This is a genomic window from Nocardia sp. NPDC004260, assembly GCF_053603155.1.
Genome location: NZ_JBSGEZ010000009.1, coordinates 21,679 through 36,324, shown reverse-complemented (window position 1 = coordinate 36,324; position 14,646 = coordinate 21,679). Strand labels below are relative to the sequence as shown.

Below are 14,646 nucleotides of genomic sequence, written 5' to 3'. Positions count from 1 at the left end.
ATTCCGGCCTTGGGGTAGCTGTGGGTTAGCAGAATTCCGCAGTTAAGGTTGTCCGTCATGGCTGTTCTGCCCGCTGTTCGGTCTCGTGCGTTGATCGCCGTGATATTGCTTGCCGTCGGTCTCAGCGCGACGGCGTGCGGTTCCGGCTCCGACGACGCGAGCACCGGGCGCAACCTCTGCGCACCGCCCGGCCCGGCCGCCGCCTCCGCCGCGCCGACCAACCTGTCCTCTTCGGCCGCCGCGGGCAGCGACCGCTACACCACCGCGACCACCGCGCCGCTGACCTCGATCGACGTCTCGAAGCTCGGCTTGATCACGCCCGGCAAGCTCAGCGTCGGCACGCTCTCGGACGCGCCGCCGAGCATCTGCGTCGACCGGCAGGGCACGTTCACCGGCTTCGACAACGAGCTGCTGAAGGCGATCGGCGCGAAGCTCGGCCTCCAGGTGGAGTTCTCCGGCACCGAGTTCGCCGGGCTGCTCGCCCAGGTGTCCGGCGGCCGCTTCGACGTGGGCTCGTCCAACATCACCACCACCGACGCGCGCCGCCAGCTGGTCGGCTTCACCAACGGCTACGACTTCGGCTACTTCTCCCTTGTGGTGCCGAGCGGCAGCGCCATCAAGGGGTTCGCCGACCTGAACCGGAGCACACGGATCGCGGTGGTGCAGGGCACCGTGCAGGACGAGTTCGTCGTGAACCAGCTGCATCTGGACCCGGTGAAGTTTCCCGACTACAACACCGCCTACGCCAACTTGAAGTCCGGCCAAGTGGACGCCTGGGTGGCGCCGTCCGCTCAAGCGGAAGGCGCGATCAAGCCGGGCGACGGAACATCCGTGTCGCAGAACACCTTCAGCCTGGACAACTTCGTCGGCTACGCGGTCGCCAAGAACAACCAGCCGCTGATCGACGCGCTCAACAGCGGCCTGGACGCGGTGATCGCGGACGGGACCTACGCCAAGCTCTACACCGACTGGGTGCCACGGGAACTGCCGCCGGGCTGGAAGCCGGGCTCGCGGGCCGCGCCCGCGCCGCAGCTGCCCGACTTCGCGGCACTCGCGGCGGGCAAGAAAAAAGACGAGACGGAGCAGAACGCGCCGAAATCCACGGTGCAGCAGTTGCGGGAGACGTTCTTCGACTGGTCGCTGTACCGCAAGGCATTTCCCGATCTGTTGAAGACCGGCCTGCCGAATACCTTGATTCTCGCTCTGGTCTCGGGGGCGCTCGGCACCGTGATCGGCATGCTGCTCGCGGTCGCCGGTATTTCGCGGACCCGCTGGTTGCGCTGGCCCGCGCGGGTTTACACCGATATCTTCCGCGGTTTGCCCGCCGTGGTGATCATCCTGCTGATCGGTCTCGGCGTCGGGCCGGTGGTGCGCAACCTCACCGGCAACAACCCGTACTGGCTCGGTGCGGTCGCGCTGGCGTTGCTCGCCTCGGCCTACATCGGTGAGATCTTCCGCTCCGGCATCCAATCGGTCGAGGCCGGGCAGTTGGAGGCGGCGCGCGCCATCGGTTTCGGTTACCGCCAGGCGATGACGCTGGTGGTGATCCCGCAGGGTGTGCGCCGGGTGCTCCCGGCCCTGATGAACCAGTTCATCGCCCTCATCAAGGATTCCTCGCTGATCTATTTCCTCGGCCTGCTCGCCACCCAGCGCGAGCTGTTCGCCGTCGGCCGCGATCTCAACGCGCAGACCGGCAATCTCTCGCCGCTGGTGGCCGCCGGTCTGGTCTATCTGCTGCTCACCATCCCGCTCACCCACCTGGTGAACTACATCGACCGCCGGATGCGGACCGGCCGACCCGACCGGCCGATCGACCAGGTGGAGGCGGCCACGATCACGGAAGGGCGCGGATAGATGAGTGCCTCCCTCACCGGCACCGGACTGCATCTGACGCTCGGGCACAACCACGTGCTGCGCGGGATCGACATCCACGTCGACGCGGGCAAGACCGTCACCGTCATCGGGCCGTCCGGGTCGGGCAAGTCGACCCTGCTGCGCGTGCTGAACCGGTTGTACGAGCCCGACCAGGGTGACGTGCTGCTGGACGGCAAGTCCGTGCTCACCGAGAATCCGGACCGGCTGCGGCAGCGCATCGGCATGGTGTTCCAGCATTTCAATCTTTTCCCGCACAAGACCGTCGCGGAGAACGTCGCGCTGGGCCCGCGCAAGCTGCGCGGCCTGTCCAAGGATCAGGCGCGGGCACTGGCCGTCGAGCAATTGGAGATCGTCGGTCTGGCCGACAAGGCCGATTCCCGTCCCGGGAACCTGTCCGGCGGGCAGCAGCAGCGCGTGGCCATAGCACGGGCGCTGGCGATGCAACCGGAGCTCATGTTCTTCGACGAGGCCACCTCGGCGCTGGATCCCGAGCTGGTGAAGGGCGTGCTCGGTCTGATGACCGACCTCGCCTCCGGCGGCATGTCGATGGTCGTGGTCACCCATGAGATGGGCTTCGCCCGCACGGTGTCCGACAGCGTGGTGTTCATGGATCAGGGGCAGGTCGTGGAGACCGGCACGCCCGACGCTTTGTTCGACGACGCGCGGACCCCGCGTTTGCAGAGGTTCCTCGCCCAGGTGCTCTGAGTCGATAGCGCATTCGTGGCAACTTTCATTGATGCGCATCTGCTAATGTATTTGTCATCACGATTCCAGCTATCCGCGCGAGGAAAGAGGGAAATTCGATGACCACAGCACACGCCCAGCACACCGGCCACGATCATGTGCACGGCCCGGACTGCGGGCACACGGCGTTCCAGCACGGCGATCACATCGACTACGCCCACGATGGTCATCTGCATCGCGAACACGCGGGTCACTACGACGAATGCGAGCGGTCCGAGCACTGCGAGTGCCGCGATCACCCGCACCGGCACGGTCCGAACTGCGGCCACGAGGCCGTCCAGCACGGCGACCACGTCGACTACCTGCACGACGGCCATCGTCACGCCGCCCACGACGGTCACTTCGACGAGCACTGATTCGCGTCGGTCTCCGGTTCTAGAGTCGGGCGGGTGATCGAAGAACTCGAGATTCGTACCGGGGTGGGAACCTTCGACGTACTGGCCGCCGGCGCTCCCGGCGGACGGGAAGTGCTGCTGCTGCACGAGTTCCCCCAAGGCGCACGGGAGTGGGAGTTCCAGCTCCGCGTGCTCGGCGGCGGCGGGTGCCGCGCGGTCGCGCCCGACCAGCGCGGGTACTCGCCGGGAGTGCGGCCGGAGCGAGCCGCCGACTATCGGCTCGAGGAACTGGTCGGCGACGTGGTCGCGATAGCCGACGCGCTGGGGTGGGAGCGCTTCGACCTGATCGGCCACGGCTGCGGCGCGCGGGTCGGATGGGCAATGGCGGCGGAGCTGCCGGAGCGCGTCCGCACGTTCAGCGCGGTGTCGCATCCGCATCCTTCCGCGCTCCAGCGGGCGATAGCCGAGGACGAGGATCAAGCGTTGCGGTCCCACCATGTGATCGCCCTTCGGCAGCCGCGCACCGCGGAGCGGGCTTTGCTCGCCGACGACGCCGCCGCACTGCGCCGGATCTTCGAGTGGAAGATCCCGGAGGAACGCGTCGAGGATTACGTGGGCCGGTTGTCGCAGCCCGGCGCGCTCACCGCCGCGTTGAACTGGTATCGCGCCATGGACCTCGCCGGTCCGACCGGCCCGGCGTGCGTTCCCACCTTGTACGTATGGGGCACCGAGGACGCGAGCTTCGGATCCACCGCGGCGCTGGCCACCGGAAAGTACGTCTCCGGCCCGTACCGATTCGAGATGCTCGAGGACGTCTCGCACTGGGTTCCGGAAGAGGCGCCCGAGGCGCTGACCCGCCTGCTGATCCAGCACCTGCTCGCCCATCGCGGGTGAATGCCTCGGCGGCGCTGTTTGTTCCGCCGTTCCCCGCACACGGTGTGCGGACGGAGGGAAAGCTGAGTCTCGTCCACCGACAGCAAGGGAGGTGAACCGTGGACGTCAAGGAAGTCAATCGGCGAACCATCGCCCAATTCCGAGCTGGCGGCGAGATCGAGGGTATGCAACACGACCGTCTGATCTTGCTGACCACGATCGGCCGCAGAACCGGCGCCCCGTACACCACCCCGCTGATGTTCCACCACGACGGCGACCGCCTGCTCGTCGTCGCTTCCAACATCGGTGCGCCGAAAGACCCCGACTGGTACGCGAACCTGCGGGAGAACCCGCGCGTCACCGTCGAAGTGGGCGAGGAGAGCTATCCGGCGCTGGCCGCCCCGCTGACCGGCGACGACCGTGCCCGCACCTGGGCGATGCTGAAGAACACCTACCCGTTCTTCGCCGAACACGAGATGCAGACGTCCCGGGTCATCCCCGTGGTCGCCCTCACGCGGGCCTGACGAGCGCCGGACTAGCGGCGGGCGCTCGTGTCGGCCGCGTCGACTCGCCGGTCGGCGACCAGGTCGAGCAGGGCGGACAGATTATCGGGGTCGGCGGGGTCCACGGCCCCTTCCGGTAGAGCCAATTCGGTGAGCCGTTGGCCCCGGTGGAAGGCGGCGGGGCGCAGCGGCGGCGCGTCGTCGGGTTGTCCGAGGATGGTGGCGAGGTTTCCGTCGTTGTCGTAGACGGCGTAGTAGCGCATTGGTGGGCTCCTCAGAGGCCGGTCGAGGCGGTCATCCGACTGGTGTTGCTGGTTCTCCTGATCGCGAATCGTGATGGGTGACGGCGTTCGAGCTTATCCACACGTTCGAAGCTGAGTGTCGGTTTGCGCACTAGTTGCGTTACCCATTTTCGCGCGTTTCTCGCGGCATCGCTGCACGTAGACCGGTATATGGAGACCGCGCGGGATGGTTTGCCCGAGTTAGGCGCACACGGTGGCGAAGGCCGCCCAGAGCACCGGGGAATGCTCGATCCGGCCGGTGTCGCGCCATGCGGTGAGCCGGTCGCGCTGCCATTCGGCGATGGCGGTCACGGGGTCGGGTCGCTCGTGCGCCTCGTCGATGGCGCAGATCGTCTCCTGGAGCGGATGGGCCTGCGCCGGTGCGCCCGCGATGCGCTGAAAGGCGAAATCGGTGGGCAGCGGCCACCGGCTGGCGGTGACCAGTTCCGCGCCGCCGGTGATCATCGCGGCGGTCAAGCCGAGCGCTTCGCTGAACCGCAGGTCGCCGCCGCTCTCACAGGCGATCAGCGCGACCCGGCTCGGCATCGGCCACAGTCGTTGCCCGGCAACAGGTTCCGATTCGATGGTGTGCGTTCCGAGTAGGAGGTCTTTGGCCGAGAGCGGCCGGTGGGTGCGGGACGGTTCCGCGAAGCCGACGGCATCGGCGGTGCAGGCGAGATGCAGTTCGGCGTCCTCACTGCGGCCCGATTCGGGCGCGGCGGCGGTGACGTGCCCGACGTAGAGCAAGCGGCTCGCGCCCGCGCGCAGGACGGAGCCGAGCCAGTCGCGATCGACATCCGTGCGCCGGAAGGCCTCGACCGGGTTCGCTACCGCGGGGCGCAAGCGGTCCTTCGCGGTGTAAATCGCCATTCGTTGTGCGAGCGGGGCTTCAGCGGTCATCCGGCCCAGCACCGAGCCGAGCGTCGAATCGGCGCGGAAGCCGGGAATGCGCGGATCCAGCACCGCGACGACCGGCCGCGCGGCGGCCTCGGTCCAGGTGCGGGCGACCCGTCCGGGCGCTTGCACGACGCTGGCAGGCGCGAGCAGGCTGACGTCGGCGATGTCGATCAGCCGGACGTCGCGATCCGGCGCGATGAGTTCCCACGGCACCTGGGCGACACGCGGTGACGGTTGCAGCCGGATATGCGGGCGCACGCCGCGCTGCCACAGCTCGTAGAGCTGTGTGGCCAGGCCATGAGGCAACAGCGCTCGCGAAAGCGCCTGTGCGACGGCATATTCCCGCTCGTAGTCGGCGAACGCGCCGGTGGTGAGCGCCCGCTCGAGACCGCCGGGCTCGGCGGGACGCGGCAGCGCGTCGGCGAGCAGTCCGACCGCCCGCATCGCCGCGTCTTCCGGGAGCACTCCCGCGCCGCGAGGCGCGCTGTGGTCGACCCATCGCCACGACACGTAGATGTCTCCCGCGTCCGCCATGCGGACCAGCACCGTCGGTCGCGTCATACCGTCAGCACCCGATCGTCGCGGATCACCCGGCCGTAGCGCTGTTCGGCGGCGGCGATGAACGGCGCGAGCGCGATTCGGCCTTCCGCGGCAAGTGCCAGGCGTGGTGGCGGAGCGATCGGCAGACCCGCTCCGGCCGCGACCTCCGCCAAGGCGGCGCCCAGTTGCAGGGCGGCGTTGCCGGGATGATCGGTGCAGTCCTCCGGCGGGTCGAGCAGGTCGAGCGGAAGTCGTGTGGGAGTCGCCCGTTCGGTGCGATCGAGCGCCAAAGCTGCCCCAGCGCACTGCGTTTCGACCAAGTCGGCGACGAGTACACCGTTGCCGGAAAGGTAGGCGAAGCGGAACGCCAGCCGCATCGCGGGGTCGGCGATCTGCCGGTTCCACTGCTCGCGCTGAGTACCGTTCGGCAAGGTGTGGCGCACGGCGTCGATAGCCAGGGCGGCGGGAACGGCGATCCCCACAGCGCGCCCGAGCAACTCCGCGGGCGGCGACTCGGACGCGTCGATCGCGCCTTCCAGCAGCGTCGCGTGCCAGAAATCGAGCTGGGCGCAGTGCAGGCCGAGGCCACGCTCGGCATAGACCGCGAACGCGGCGGCGAGCAATTCCTCGCACTCTCCGGCCCGTCCGGACTTGAACGCCACGGTGGCGGAGCGAATACGCAGGTCGGCGGCGTCCAGTACGGCGCCAGAGGTGACGAAATACGAGAGGCTCCGCCCGTAGAGATCCTGGGCGTCCGCCAGATCGCCGCGGCCCTCGGCGAGAAATCCCATGGTCTTGAGTCCGACTCCGGCCCGATACCCCAGCCCGGCCTGCTCGAAATAGGCCTGACTGGATCGCAGCGGCGCCTCGGCCTCGTCGTACCGCTCGAGGCGGACGAGCATGGTGGCGAGATTCTGTTCGGTCTCGGCGACCGAGTTGCGGTCGCCCGCGGACTCGAACGCGGCGAGCGCTTGCCGCGTGAAATCGACGGCCAGGTCGCGGCGTCCGGTCTCGAAGTAGGTGGCGGCAAGGTTCATCAGCGGATGGCCGGCCAGTTGCGGCGCGAAACGCCTTGCCGCGTCCAGTGATTCGGTGGCGATCTCGGCGGCATAGGCCCAGTTCTGCCGGTGTAGTGCGACGGCGGTCAGGGAGAGCAGGCAGGCCACGCGCAGCACACCGAGATCGGTGTCGGTGTTGTCGGCGAGCAAGGCGCGTGCTTGCTCCAGCGCCGCCTGCGCCGCGTCGAGATCGCCAAGATGCTGGAGCGCTTGCGACATGTTGACCAGGGCATTCGGGCGCAATCGCGGTGCGTGTTCGGGCATCTCGGCCAACGCCGAGCGGTAGAGGGCGAGCGAGGCGGCGTGGTCGCCGAGTTCGTCGGCCATGCTCGCGGCGTTGATGATCGCGCCGAGCCGGATATCGCCGGTTGTTCGTTCAGCGGCGTCCTCGAACAGGCGTTTCGCCTCGGCGGGGTCACCGCGGGTGTATGCGGCGGCGCCCGCGGCGAGCAGTTCCCGGCCGTCGTCCGGAGTCGCCTCGGGCATATCAGAAGTCCGAATCCGGTGCGGCGGCGGCGATTTCCGCCAGCAGGAGTGAGTCGGCGGGGTTGCCGGATGCTTCGTCCGCGCGGTGCAGCCGCGTTGTGACCAGGTCGCGAATCCGCGCTCGGCGGGTCGCCGCGTCCGGCTCCTGTTCGTCCACGCCGACGCCCGGGACGTAGATGTGCACGGTCACGCCCGCTTCCGCTCCGGCCGGGGCCGTGCTCTCGGCCCGCCAGAGCTCGCCGTCGCGGACCAGCGGCAGGTCTGCGGCGTCTGCCTGAGTGCGAATTCCGGCCCTGGGATGCAGGTGCGGCGGTATGTCCGTTGGCGAAAGTGGGGCGGCGACCGCGCTCACCCGCACTATCGTGGTCCCCGCCGCGCGAACCACCTCCCAGGACACGGCGCGTTCCGAGGCGTCGAGCAGGCCCGGCGGGCAGCGATGCCAGTCCCAGCCCGCGCTGCCCCTGGCCAGGACGAGAGCGCCGGGCGCGGCGATGGTGGCCGGTCCGGCAGCGAGCGCGTAGTCCTCAGCGCGGCCGAGTGTCATTGCGGCCGTGCGATCTTCGAGAGCCGCGTCGGCGCCGTCGACGATCAGATCGCATTCCTCGATCAGCGTGGCTATCTCGTCTTCCAGCAGGTCTTCGTCCAGCGGGGCGATGCCGTCCAGAGTCGACGCGGGCCACCAGCGTGCCGCCCAGCGGGCGTAGCCGAGCCGCCAAGCGCGCGCGGCGAGGTCGGGCAGTGCGGGCTCGGCGGTGTATTCCCGTTCGCTGCCGCTCGTTTCGTCGAGAGCGATGGCCACCTCTGGGCCGTACACCGCCCAGATCCACTCCTGTGCGAGGTCGAGGTCGTCGAGCACCGCGGCCGGGGTCGTCTGCCCGCTGAGCAGGCTCCACGTCAGATGTCCGCCCGCCACCTCGAGCACGAGCACGTCCACCGCGGCCGCGCCGTCCACGACGGTCGGAGCGTCGTCCGGCGCGATGATCCACAGGCCGTCGCGGCGGCGGATGCGTACGGTCGTCATCAGCTCGCCTTCGTTTCCGCCGCGTCCGGCTCGCCCGCGTTCGCCCGCACGCTCAGCGCCCGCTTGACCCGCGTGCGATGGTCCAGGATCACCGAACGCGCCACACCGTCGAGCAGATCCCACAGCTCGTCCGGATCGTGGACGGCGAACTCCCGGACATCTCTGCCGTGCAACCGGACCCACAAGCGCCGCAGGTACGGCTGCCACGGCGTGATCAGCTCGGCGGCGATGGCGGCCAGCGGACCGGTGGGCCACTCGGCGGACACCACCAGCCGCCGCGCCTGCAACACGTATGCTTCCCGCTGCCAGCGGCTGTTCACCACCTGATGCGCCGTGGATTGCGTTGTTTCCGTCTTTGTTTCGGCCAGACGTAGACGCGGTCGGCCCGTCGACTGTTCACGACGGTGCTCGATGGGCGCCAAACCGGTCGCCAGCGCGGTCCCCGCCGTCGCTGTTACGCGCAGCGACTCGTCCAGCAGCGCCCACGGTGCACAACTCCGCGCGATCTCGGCGTCGACCAGCTCGGGGATCGGCGGCAGCTCCGCGCGCTCGGTGGATGCCTGAAGCACGGTGAACACCCGCTCGTACACGGTGCGATCGAACGGGAGCCCGAGGGTCGATTTCGAGGCCGAAGAACCGATCGAGGGGCGCGGCGGCACCGGATGCGTGGTCAACCCGAGTTCCTGAGCGGACGCGTCCTGCCACAGCCGGATCCCCGTGTGCGTACCCGCGTGGGCGGCGATCAGCCGGTCCAGGGTCTCCTGTCCGTCGGCGTCTGCACCGAGTCGTGCGGCCGCACAGGCTTCCAGCAGCTCGTCCACCTCCGCGTCGTGGTCACCGCCCGGCGGGCCGGTGAGCGGACGCCGCCGCCAGGCCAGCTCGAGCAGACCGGCCAGCTGCCGTTCCCGCTCGCGGTCGATGAGGTATTCCTTCAGCGCCTGCGTGGTGCGTCCGGCGGTGTACTCGTGGATCTCGCGCAGTGCGTCCTCCGCGACTCCGCGCGCCCGCGCCGGATCCGGCATACCCGAGGTGGTCGCCAGCTCGAAACAGCGCTGGAAATACAGGTCCTGCGGGTGCCCCTCCGTGATCCGCAGCGTCCGCCGCACCTGCTTGAGCACCGTGAACCAGGCCGCCGTCGCACGCAGTACATCGGCCGCCGCCTGAATGCGCGCCTCCAACAACACCGCGCCATCCGCCGTCAGGATCGGCCCCGCGCACAACGGATGCTGCACGGGCCGGATCACCAATGGATCGAGCACGAGCTTCACCGTCCGCCGCAGCGGACCCCCGTGCGGGCCGCTCAGCGGTTCGACACCCTCGAGCCTGCGCCACACCTCATCGAGCACCATGGCGCGCGGTCGTCGCATGCGTGCAGTGTATTGCCGCGACTCTCGTCCCGACGGGTTCACGGCAACCTCACGACGGATTCCTCGGCGTCGGTCGTTTACGAACCGGCGCCGCAAGCAGTCGCGCTGCTACCTGTGCGGAGTACTTATCTCTTCAAGTGCTCCGAGTTAACCCGTCACCACCAGGAACGGACGTTTCGTATCCGAAGCCGAATTATCCACGTTCACTGTCGGTTTCAGATCTGCCAGTCGTAACATCCAGCCGCTGACGGCCGAAGAGAACCCTGAACAGGAGGAGATTCTATGAAGAAAGTGTTTACCACCGCTGTACGCGTCGCGGCGGCCGGTGTTTCAGGTTTGGCATTCGTCGCAATTGTCGGTTCCGGGACCGCCCAAGCGGCGCCGCAGGATTGCGTCGTCGAGCGAGACCTTTTCGGTGCGTCGGCGACTTGCCAACCCGACGGAGGAAGCAACTACGTCTTGCATGTCGACTGCTTCGGCCTCTACGCCAGCGGGCCGTTCCCGCAGTATGGTGTCGGCTCCTACCAAGCGCTCAGCTACCCCTTCACGCCGAGCGGCCAGCGCGTCACCACGGGATGCACGGGAATGGGTCCCGGTGTGGTGGCGGTGGCGACCAACGCTTACGTCGAGATTTATCGCGGTTAGGTTCTGTCTCGAAGTGGTGTGACTTCGAACTGGGTGTGGCTTACCACACACCATTGAATCCGGGGCCTAAGGTCTGACTCGGTCCGCCCATCGGGGGCAGCTGAGTGGAGGGATTCGAAGATGAAGTTCGAGAAGATCACCGCTGCCGTTTTCCTGGTCGTCTCGGCCGTGGGTATCACCGCGGCGACCGCCCATGCGGAGCCGGCCGTAACGGAGCAGCCGACTGCGGGGTACACAACTTCCGGTGTGGATCACGGAATCGACTACCAGATCACCGTTTCGCCAGTTGACGGCGTCGTTACCACTACCGTCGAGAACGGCAGGTTCGAGATCGCACAGAACGGTGCGGTGGTGCTCGAGTCCGGCGACGGAGCGGCCCTGACCGAGGTGCCGCAACAGTACGCCGTCGACGGGCATTCGATCGCGATCGCGCAGCACATCGGCGCGGACGGCCGCACCCTGACCTCGACACCGACCGCAGAAGATACCGCGCAACTGAAGGACATCAGCTCCTACGACCGGCTCAAGGAACAGATCAACAAGAACCTGCCCGGCGTCGTCGCCGGTGCCATCGTGGGCGGGCTCCTCGGAGCGTGCGTGATCCTGGTGTGGGGAGTCAGCATCCCCATCGGCGCGCTGATCGGTGGAACCATCGGCGGATACGCCATGGGCGGCCCGGAATTTCTCGATGCCGTACAGGCGTTCGTCGCTAACCAGGGCAGGTGAGATAGGGGCCGACTCGACGTGTGCGCCGCCAGCGGAATCTAGTGACACTAGATTGTCAAGCGATGCTATAGTTGGGCTATGGGGATCCAGACGCGACGAGAACGCGAACGCGCCGAGCGGCACCGGCTGATCATCGACACCGCTCGGGAGTTGGCCGAGTCGCAGGGGTGGGACGCGGTGACTGTGCGCAGGTTGGCGGAACGGATCGAATACAGCCAGCCTGTGCTGTATTCGCATTTCGCGGGTAAGGACGAGATCGTGTCGGCGGTCGCCGAGGACGGTATCGCGGAGATGGCCGCGTGGAGCCGCGCGGCGTTGGAGTCCGCGGGCGGCGAGCCGCGCGCGGCGTTGGCGGCGGTGGCGCGGTCCTACCTCGAGTTCGCGGCCGCGCGGCCCGCGCTCTACGACGCGATGTTCCTGATGAAGGTGAACCTCGCGTTCGGCGAGAATGCCTCGCAGCCGCTGCGGGACGCGTTCGCCGTCATGTTCGCCGCCTTCTCACCGTTCGCGGGCGAGCACGATCCGGAGACCTTCACCGAGGTCGGCTGGAGCGCCCTGCACGGCTTGGCGACCCTGGATCGCGGCGGACGTCTGCGACCGGCTCAACGGGATGCCCGTCTGGCGGTGTTGATCGACCAGTGGACCCGGTAGAGCTCTGCCGTGGTGAGCGGGGCCGATCCGGGAGTCGTCATTCCTGGCCCGGCCCGCGCGTATTTGAACCGAGTCATGCCCAGAACTATTGCCTCCGAAGACTCTGACATTCCGGATTTCGTCGCGTAGTTCCGCACACGGGTGGTGACCCGATTCGCGGTTTCGGCGAGCCGCGGTTTTCCGTTTCCGGTGCGCCGAATCCAGGTCGGGCCGGAAACGGCCATTTTTGTTCCATCGCATCGCGCGGTATGCGGCATAGGAGTGCTCTCTGCGGGTCGCCCGGTGTGCGGCCGTGATGCCGCCGCCTGAGCTGCGGCGGCGTCGCCGGGCAGCAGGTTGGCTCACCGGCGTCGAGGTGGGGGCCCGTCGGGTGCCGTCGATCGCCGACCCCGACGCGGTCGGGCTGTCCGCAACCCGGTCGCCGAGGAGCGGGACCGTAAGGAGCCCCCAGTGGATCCTGCAGGCCGAAGACCTGCCGACGTTCGCTGACCGGCTTGCCGGGCGACGGTGTCCGCTCGGTCGCAACGCGCATGTGCGGCTTGCTGATCCGAGCGGGACCCTGCGGTAGCGATCTGAAATCTAGCAAAGCTAGACAAGATAGCGAGTGGATGTTACCGTTGCTCCAGTTCCTAACAATGCTAGAATTTGGAAAGGGAGCCGAGAATGCTCATCGTCACCGGCCAGATCATCGCCGCCGCCGCCGTTGTCTCCAATGCCATCGTCTATGGCACCGATGTCTCCGTGGCCATGATCACCCGATCGGTCTACCGCAAGCTCGATGACGCGACCGTGACCATGAGCGCGGGCTGGGGTCACTACTACGGCGACAGGCGCATGCCGGTTGTCGGCGTGGTCGGTGTGGTCAGCGCGGTACTCACGCTGCTGATCGCGCTGTGGGCCGGGCAGATCGGCGCCGCTGTCGCGGCGGGGATCACGGTGGCGGCCCTGCTCACCTGGCTCGCTTTCTACGTCGGCATCGCCAAGCCGATCAATTCCCAGCAGACCGCCGCTGCGCGAAGCGGCATCATCCCGCCCAATGCCCGTGCGCTGCAGGACAAGTGGGACAGCATTCTGAAGTACCGGGTCACCCTGCAGTTCATCGCCCTCGCCGGACTGTGCGCCGCGCTGATCCTGTTCTGATCTCGAACCACGCGGCAGGCAATAGCTTGCGCTTCCCGCGCCCGGCGACGCACAGCTGATCGCCGGGCGCACATCTGATATCGAATTCACCAAGGAGTAACCGACATGACCTTCACCATCAACGAACAGCAGTTCCTCGCGGAGGCCGGGATCGGTCGGCTGGCCACGGTCTCGCCCGACGGCGTTGTGCAGAACAACCCGACCAGCTATCGGGTGAACGCCGACGGCACGATCGACATCGGCGGCATGCGCATGCGCGCCAGTCGAAAGTACCGCAATGTCGAGGCGGGCAGCCGGGTCTCGTTCGTCGTCGACCAACAGGTTTCAGTGGAGCCATACGTGATTCGCGGCATCGAGGTACGCGGCACCGCCGAGGCGCTCGATGACCAGGAGCCACCGTTCCACTCCCAGGAACGCGCGATCATCCGAATTCACCCCGAACGGGTCATCTCCTGGGGCATCGACGGCGGACCCTTCGACTTCACCAGTCGCCGCGCCGAGTAGCCAGGAGTGCCGATCGGCGTAGCGGGTGTGCGAGTGGGGCGATCGTCGCAACCTCCCGAATCGGGAGTGTTGCGACGATCGCGTGAGCCCGCCATATCCGGACCCGGGATTCGCCGCCCACTACGACGGCATCCGCGCGGGCCTTGCCACGTGGTTCCGTCGAATCATCGACGCCAGCGCGCGCCCACAACATCGACCCAGACACCGCGAACTGGGAGTAGAGCGGGGGCGGAATCAGAGGCCGCGCAGACCCTTGCCGAGGACGACGGTGCCCATGATGAGCAGCACGATGGCCAACACCAGGTGGCTGTTGGCCTGGAGCCGATCGCGCAGGCGTTCGAGCGGGGTGCGTAGCCGGTCGGCGGCGAGGGTGTAGCCGAGAATCACGGCCAGCACGCTGGAGGCGGCGAGCAGAGTGAAGACGGCGACGGCGACCGCTCGGCCGCCGATGCTGGTGTTGCTGGAGCCGATGATCACGCCTGCCGAGAGGCACAGCAGCAGATTCTTCGGGTTCACGGCCGACAACAAGATCCCCAGTCCCGTGGCCCTGGCGACGGTGAGTCGGTCGACCGCGCGCATCCACCCGGGTACCTCGGTATCGGTGCGCGACCGCCACTGTGCCACGGCCAGCGCGAGGAGCAGTATCCCGAGCACGATCTTGATCCATGCGCCCGCCGTCGAGGGTTGCCGATCAGCCGAACCACCCAGCGACCCGGACAGCAGCGCCACAAGCGTTGTCGCCGTGAGGATGCCGACGACCCAGCCGAGCGCGAACCCGCGACCGGCTCCGCCCGCGTGGGCCGACAGAATCATCAAGATCGCCGCGATGATCGGAATCGGTGAGATCGCGACCCCTACCGCAAGCGGCAACAGATCACCCAGGACAGCGCCCATCTTCGGAACCATAGGGCAGAAGGCCCGGCTACCTCGCCATTCAAAGGGACATGGCGTGTGCTCTACCCCATCTGGACGCCATCGAAAGACCACGAGTGGCACATGG

At 67.7% G+C, this 14,646-nt stretch carries 16 protein-coding genes; 10 read left to right on the top strand and 6 right to left on the bottom strand.

The window, feature by feature from the left end; genetic code table 11:
- Positions 1–57 precede the first annotated feature (57 nt).
- From ACWEO7_RS07890 to ACWEO7_RS07870, 5 genes are all read left to right on the top strand, one after another.
- Positions 58–1,854, top strand: coding sequence for an ABC transporter substrate-binding protein/permease (locus ACWEO7_RS07890; RefSeq protein ID WP_452421739.1), 1,797 nt, complete (start codon positions 58–60; stop codon positions 1,852–1,854).
- Positions 1,855–2,580, top strand: a complete 726-nt coding sequence (locus ACWEO7_RS07885; RefSeq protein WP_450023390.1) for an amino acid ABC transporter ATP-binding protein — start codon at positions 1,855–1,857, stop codon at positions 2,578–2,580.
- A gap of 98 nt (positions 2,581–2,678) precedes the next feature.
- Positions 2,679–2,975 (top strand): hypothetical protein, encoded by a 297-nt coding sequence (locus tag ACWEO7_RS07880; RefSeq protein WP_355071217.1) that lies wholly within the window; start codon positions 2,679–2,681, stop codon positions 2,973–2,975.
- Between the two features lie 33 nt (positions 2,976–3,008).
- Entirely contained in the window at positions 3,009–3,848 is an 840-nt protein-coding gene (locus ACWEO7_RS07875; protein ID WP_452421737.1) for an alpha/beta fold hydrolase, read from the top strand.
- Between the two features lie 98 nt (positions 3,849–3,946).
- Positions 3,947–4,351 carry a nitroreductase family deazaflavin-dependent oxidoreductase gene (locus tag ACWEO7_RS07870; RefSeq protein WP_452421735.1) on the top strand — a complete coding sequence of 135 codons (405 nt, stop codon included), beginning with the start codon at positions 3,947–3,949 and terminating at the stop codon, positions 4,349–4,351.
- An 11-nt stretch (positions 4,352–4,362) separates the two neighbouring features.
- Here ACWEO7_RS07870 and ACWEO7_RS07865 read toward each other — a convergent pair whose 3' ends face one another.
- From ACWEO7_RS07865 to ACWEO7_RS07845, 5 genes are all read right to left on the bottom strand, one after another.
- Positions 4,363–4,593, bottom strand: a complete 231-nt coding sequence (locus ACWEO7_RS07865) for a hypothetical protein (RefSeq protein WP_452421733.1) — start codon at positions 4,591–4,593, stop codon at positions 4,363–4,365.
- A 219-nt stretch (positions 4,594–4,812) separates the two neighbouring features.
- The gene (locus tag ACWEO7_RS07860) at positions 4,813–6,069 is read right to left on the bottom strand and encodes a CHAT domain-containing protein (RefSeq protein WP_452421731.1); all 1,257 of its coding nucleotides are present in this window, start codon (positions 6,067–6,069) and stop codon (positions 4,813–4,815) included.
- Positions 6,066–7,592, bottom strand: a complete 1,527-nt coding sequence (locus ACWEO7_RS07855; RefSeq protein WP_452421729.1) for a tetratricopeptide repeat protein — start codon at positions 7,590–7,592, stop codon at positions 6,066–6,068. Before ACWEO7_RS07855 ends, ACWEO7_RS07860 begins: the two co-directional genes overlap by 4 nt.
- Before the next feature lies 1 nt (position 7,593).
- Complete coding sequence (locus tag ACWEO7_RS07850; protein WP_452421727.1) at positions 7,594–8,613, bottom strand: hypothetical protein; 1,020 nt, start codon at positions 8,611–8,613, stop codon at positions 7,594–7,596.
- Positions 8,613–9,962 carry a hypothetical protein gene (locus ACWEO7_RS07845; protein WP_452421869.1) on the bottom strand — a complete coding sequence of 450 codons (1,350 nt, stop codon included), beginning with the start codon at positions 9,960–9,962 and terminating at the stop codon, positions 8,613–8,615. Before ACWEO7_RS07845 ends, ACWEO7_RS07850 begins: the two co-directional genes overlap by 1 nt.
- Before the next feature lie 300 nt (positions 9,963–10,262).
- On the opposite strand from ACWEO7_RS07845, the gene ACWEO7_RS07840 reads away from it, so the two are divergent.
- The 5 genes from ACWEO7_RS07840 (at position 10,263) to ACWEO7_RS07820 (ending at position 13,646) form a co-directional block, all read left to right on the top strand.
- Complete coding sequence (locus ACWEO7_RS07840) at positions 10,263–10,625, top strand: hypothetical protein (RefSeq protein ID WP_452421725.1); 363 nt, start codon at positions 10,263–10,265, stop codon at positions 10,623–10,625.
- A 120-nt stretch (positions 10,626–10,745) separates the two neighbouring features.
- On the top strand, positions 10,746–11,351 hold the full coding sequence (locus tag ACWEO7_RS07835) for a hypothetical protein (protein WP_452421723.1): 606 nt from the start codon (positions 10,746–10,748) through the stop codon (positions 11,349–11,351).
- Between the two features lie 78 nt (positions 11,352–11,429).
- Positions 11,430–12,002: a TetR/AcrR family transcriptional regulator gene (locus tag ACWEO7_RS07830; RefSeq protein WP_452421721.1), complete on the top strand. Its 573-nt coding sequence runs from the start codon at positions 11,430–11,432 to the stop codon at positions 12,000–12,002.
- A 663-nt stretch (positions 12,003–12,665) separates the two neighbouring features.
- A complete protein-coding gene (locus tag ACWEO7_RS07825; RefSeq protein WP_450023410.1) occupies positions 12,666–13,142 on the top strand; it encodes a DUF1772 domain-containing protein in 477 nt (158 codons plus the stop codon).
- Between the two features lie 105 nt (positions 13,143–13,247).
- Positions 13,248–13,646 (top strand): PPOX class F420-dependent oxidoreductase, encoded by a 399-nt coding sequence (locus ACWEO7_RS07820; RefSeq protein ID WP_452421720.1) that lies wholly within the window; start codon positions 13,248–13,250, stop codon positions 13,644–13,646.
- 234 nt (positions 13,647–13,880) lie between these two features.
- On the opposite strand, the gene ACWEO7_RS07815 is transcribed toward ACWEO7_RS07820, so the two are convergent.
- The gene (locus ACWEO7_RS07815; RefSeq protein ID WP_452421718.1) at positions 13,881–14,540 is read right to left on the bottom strand and encodes a GAP family protein; all 660 of its coding nucleotides are present in this window, start codon (positions 14,538–14,540) and stop codon (positions 13,881–13,883) included.
- Positions 14,541–14,646: the final 106 nt, after the last annotated feature.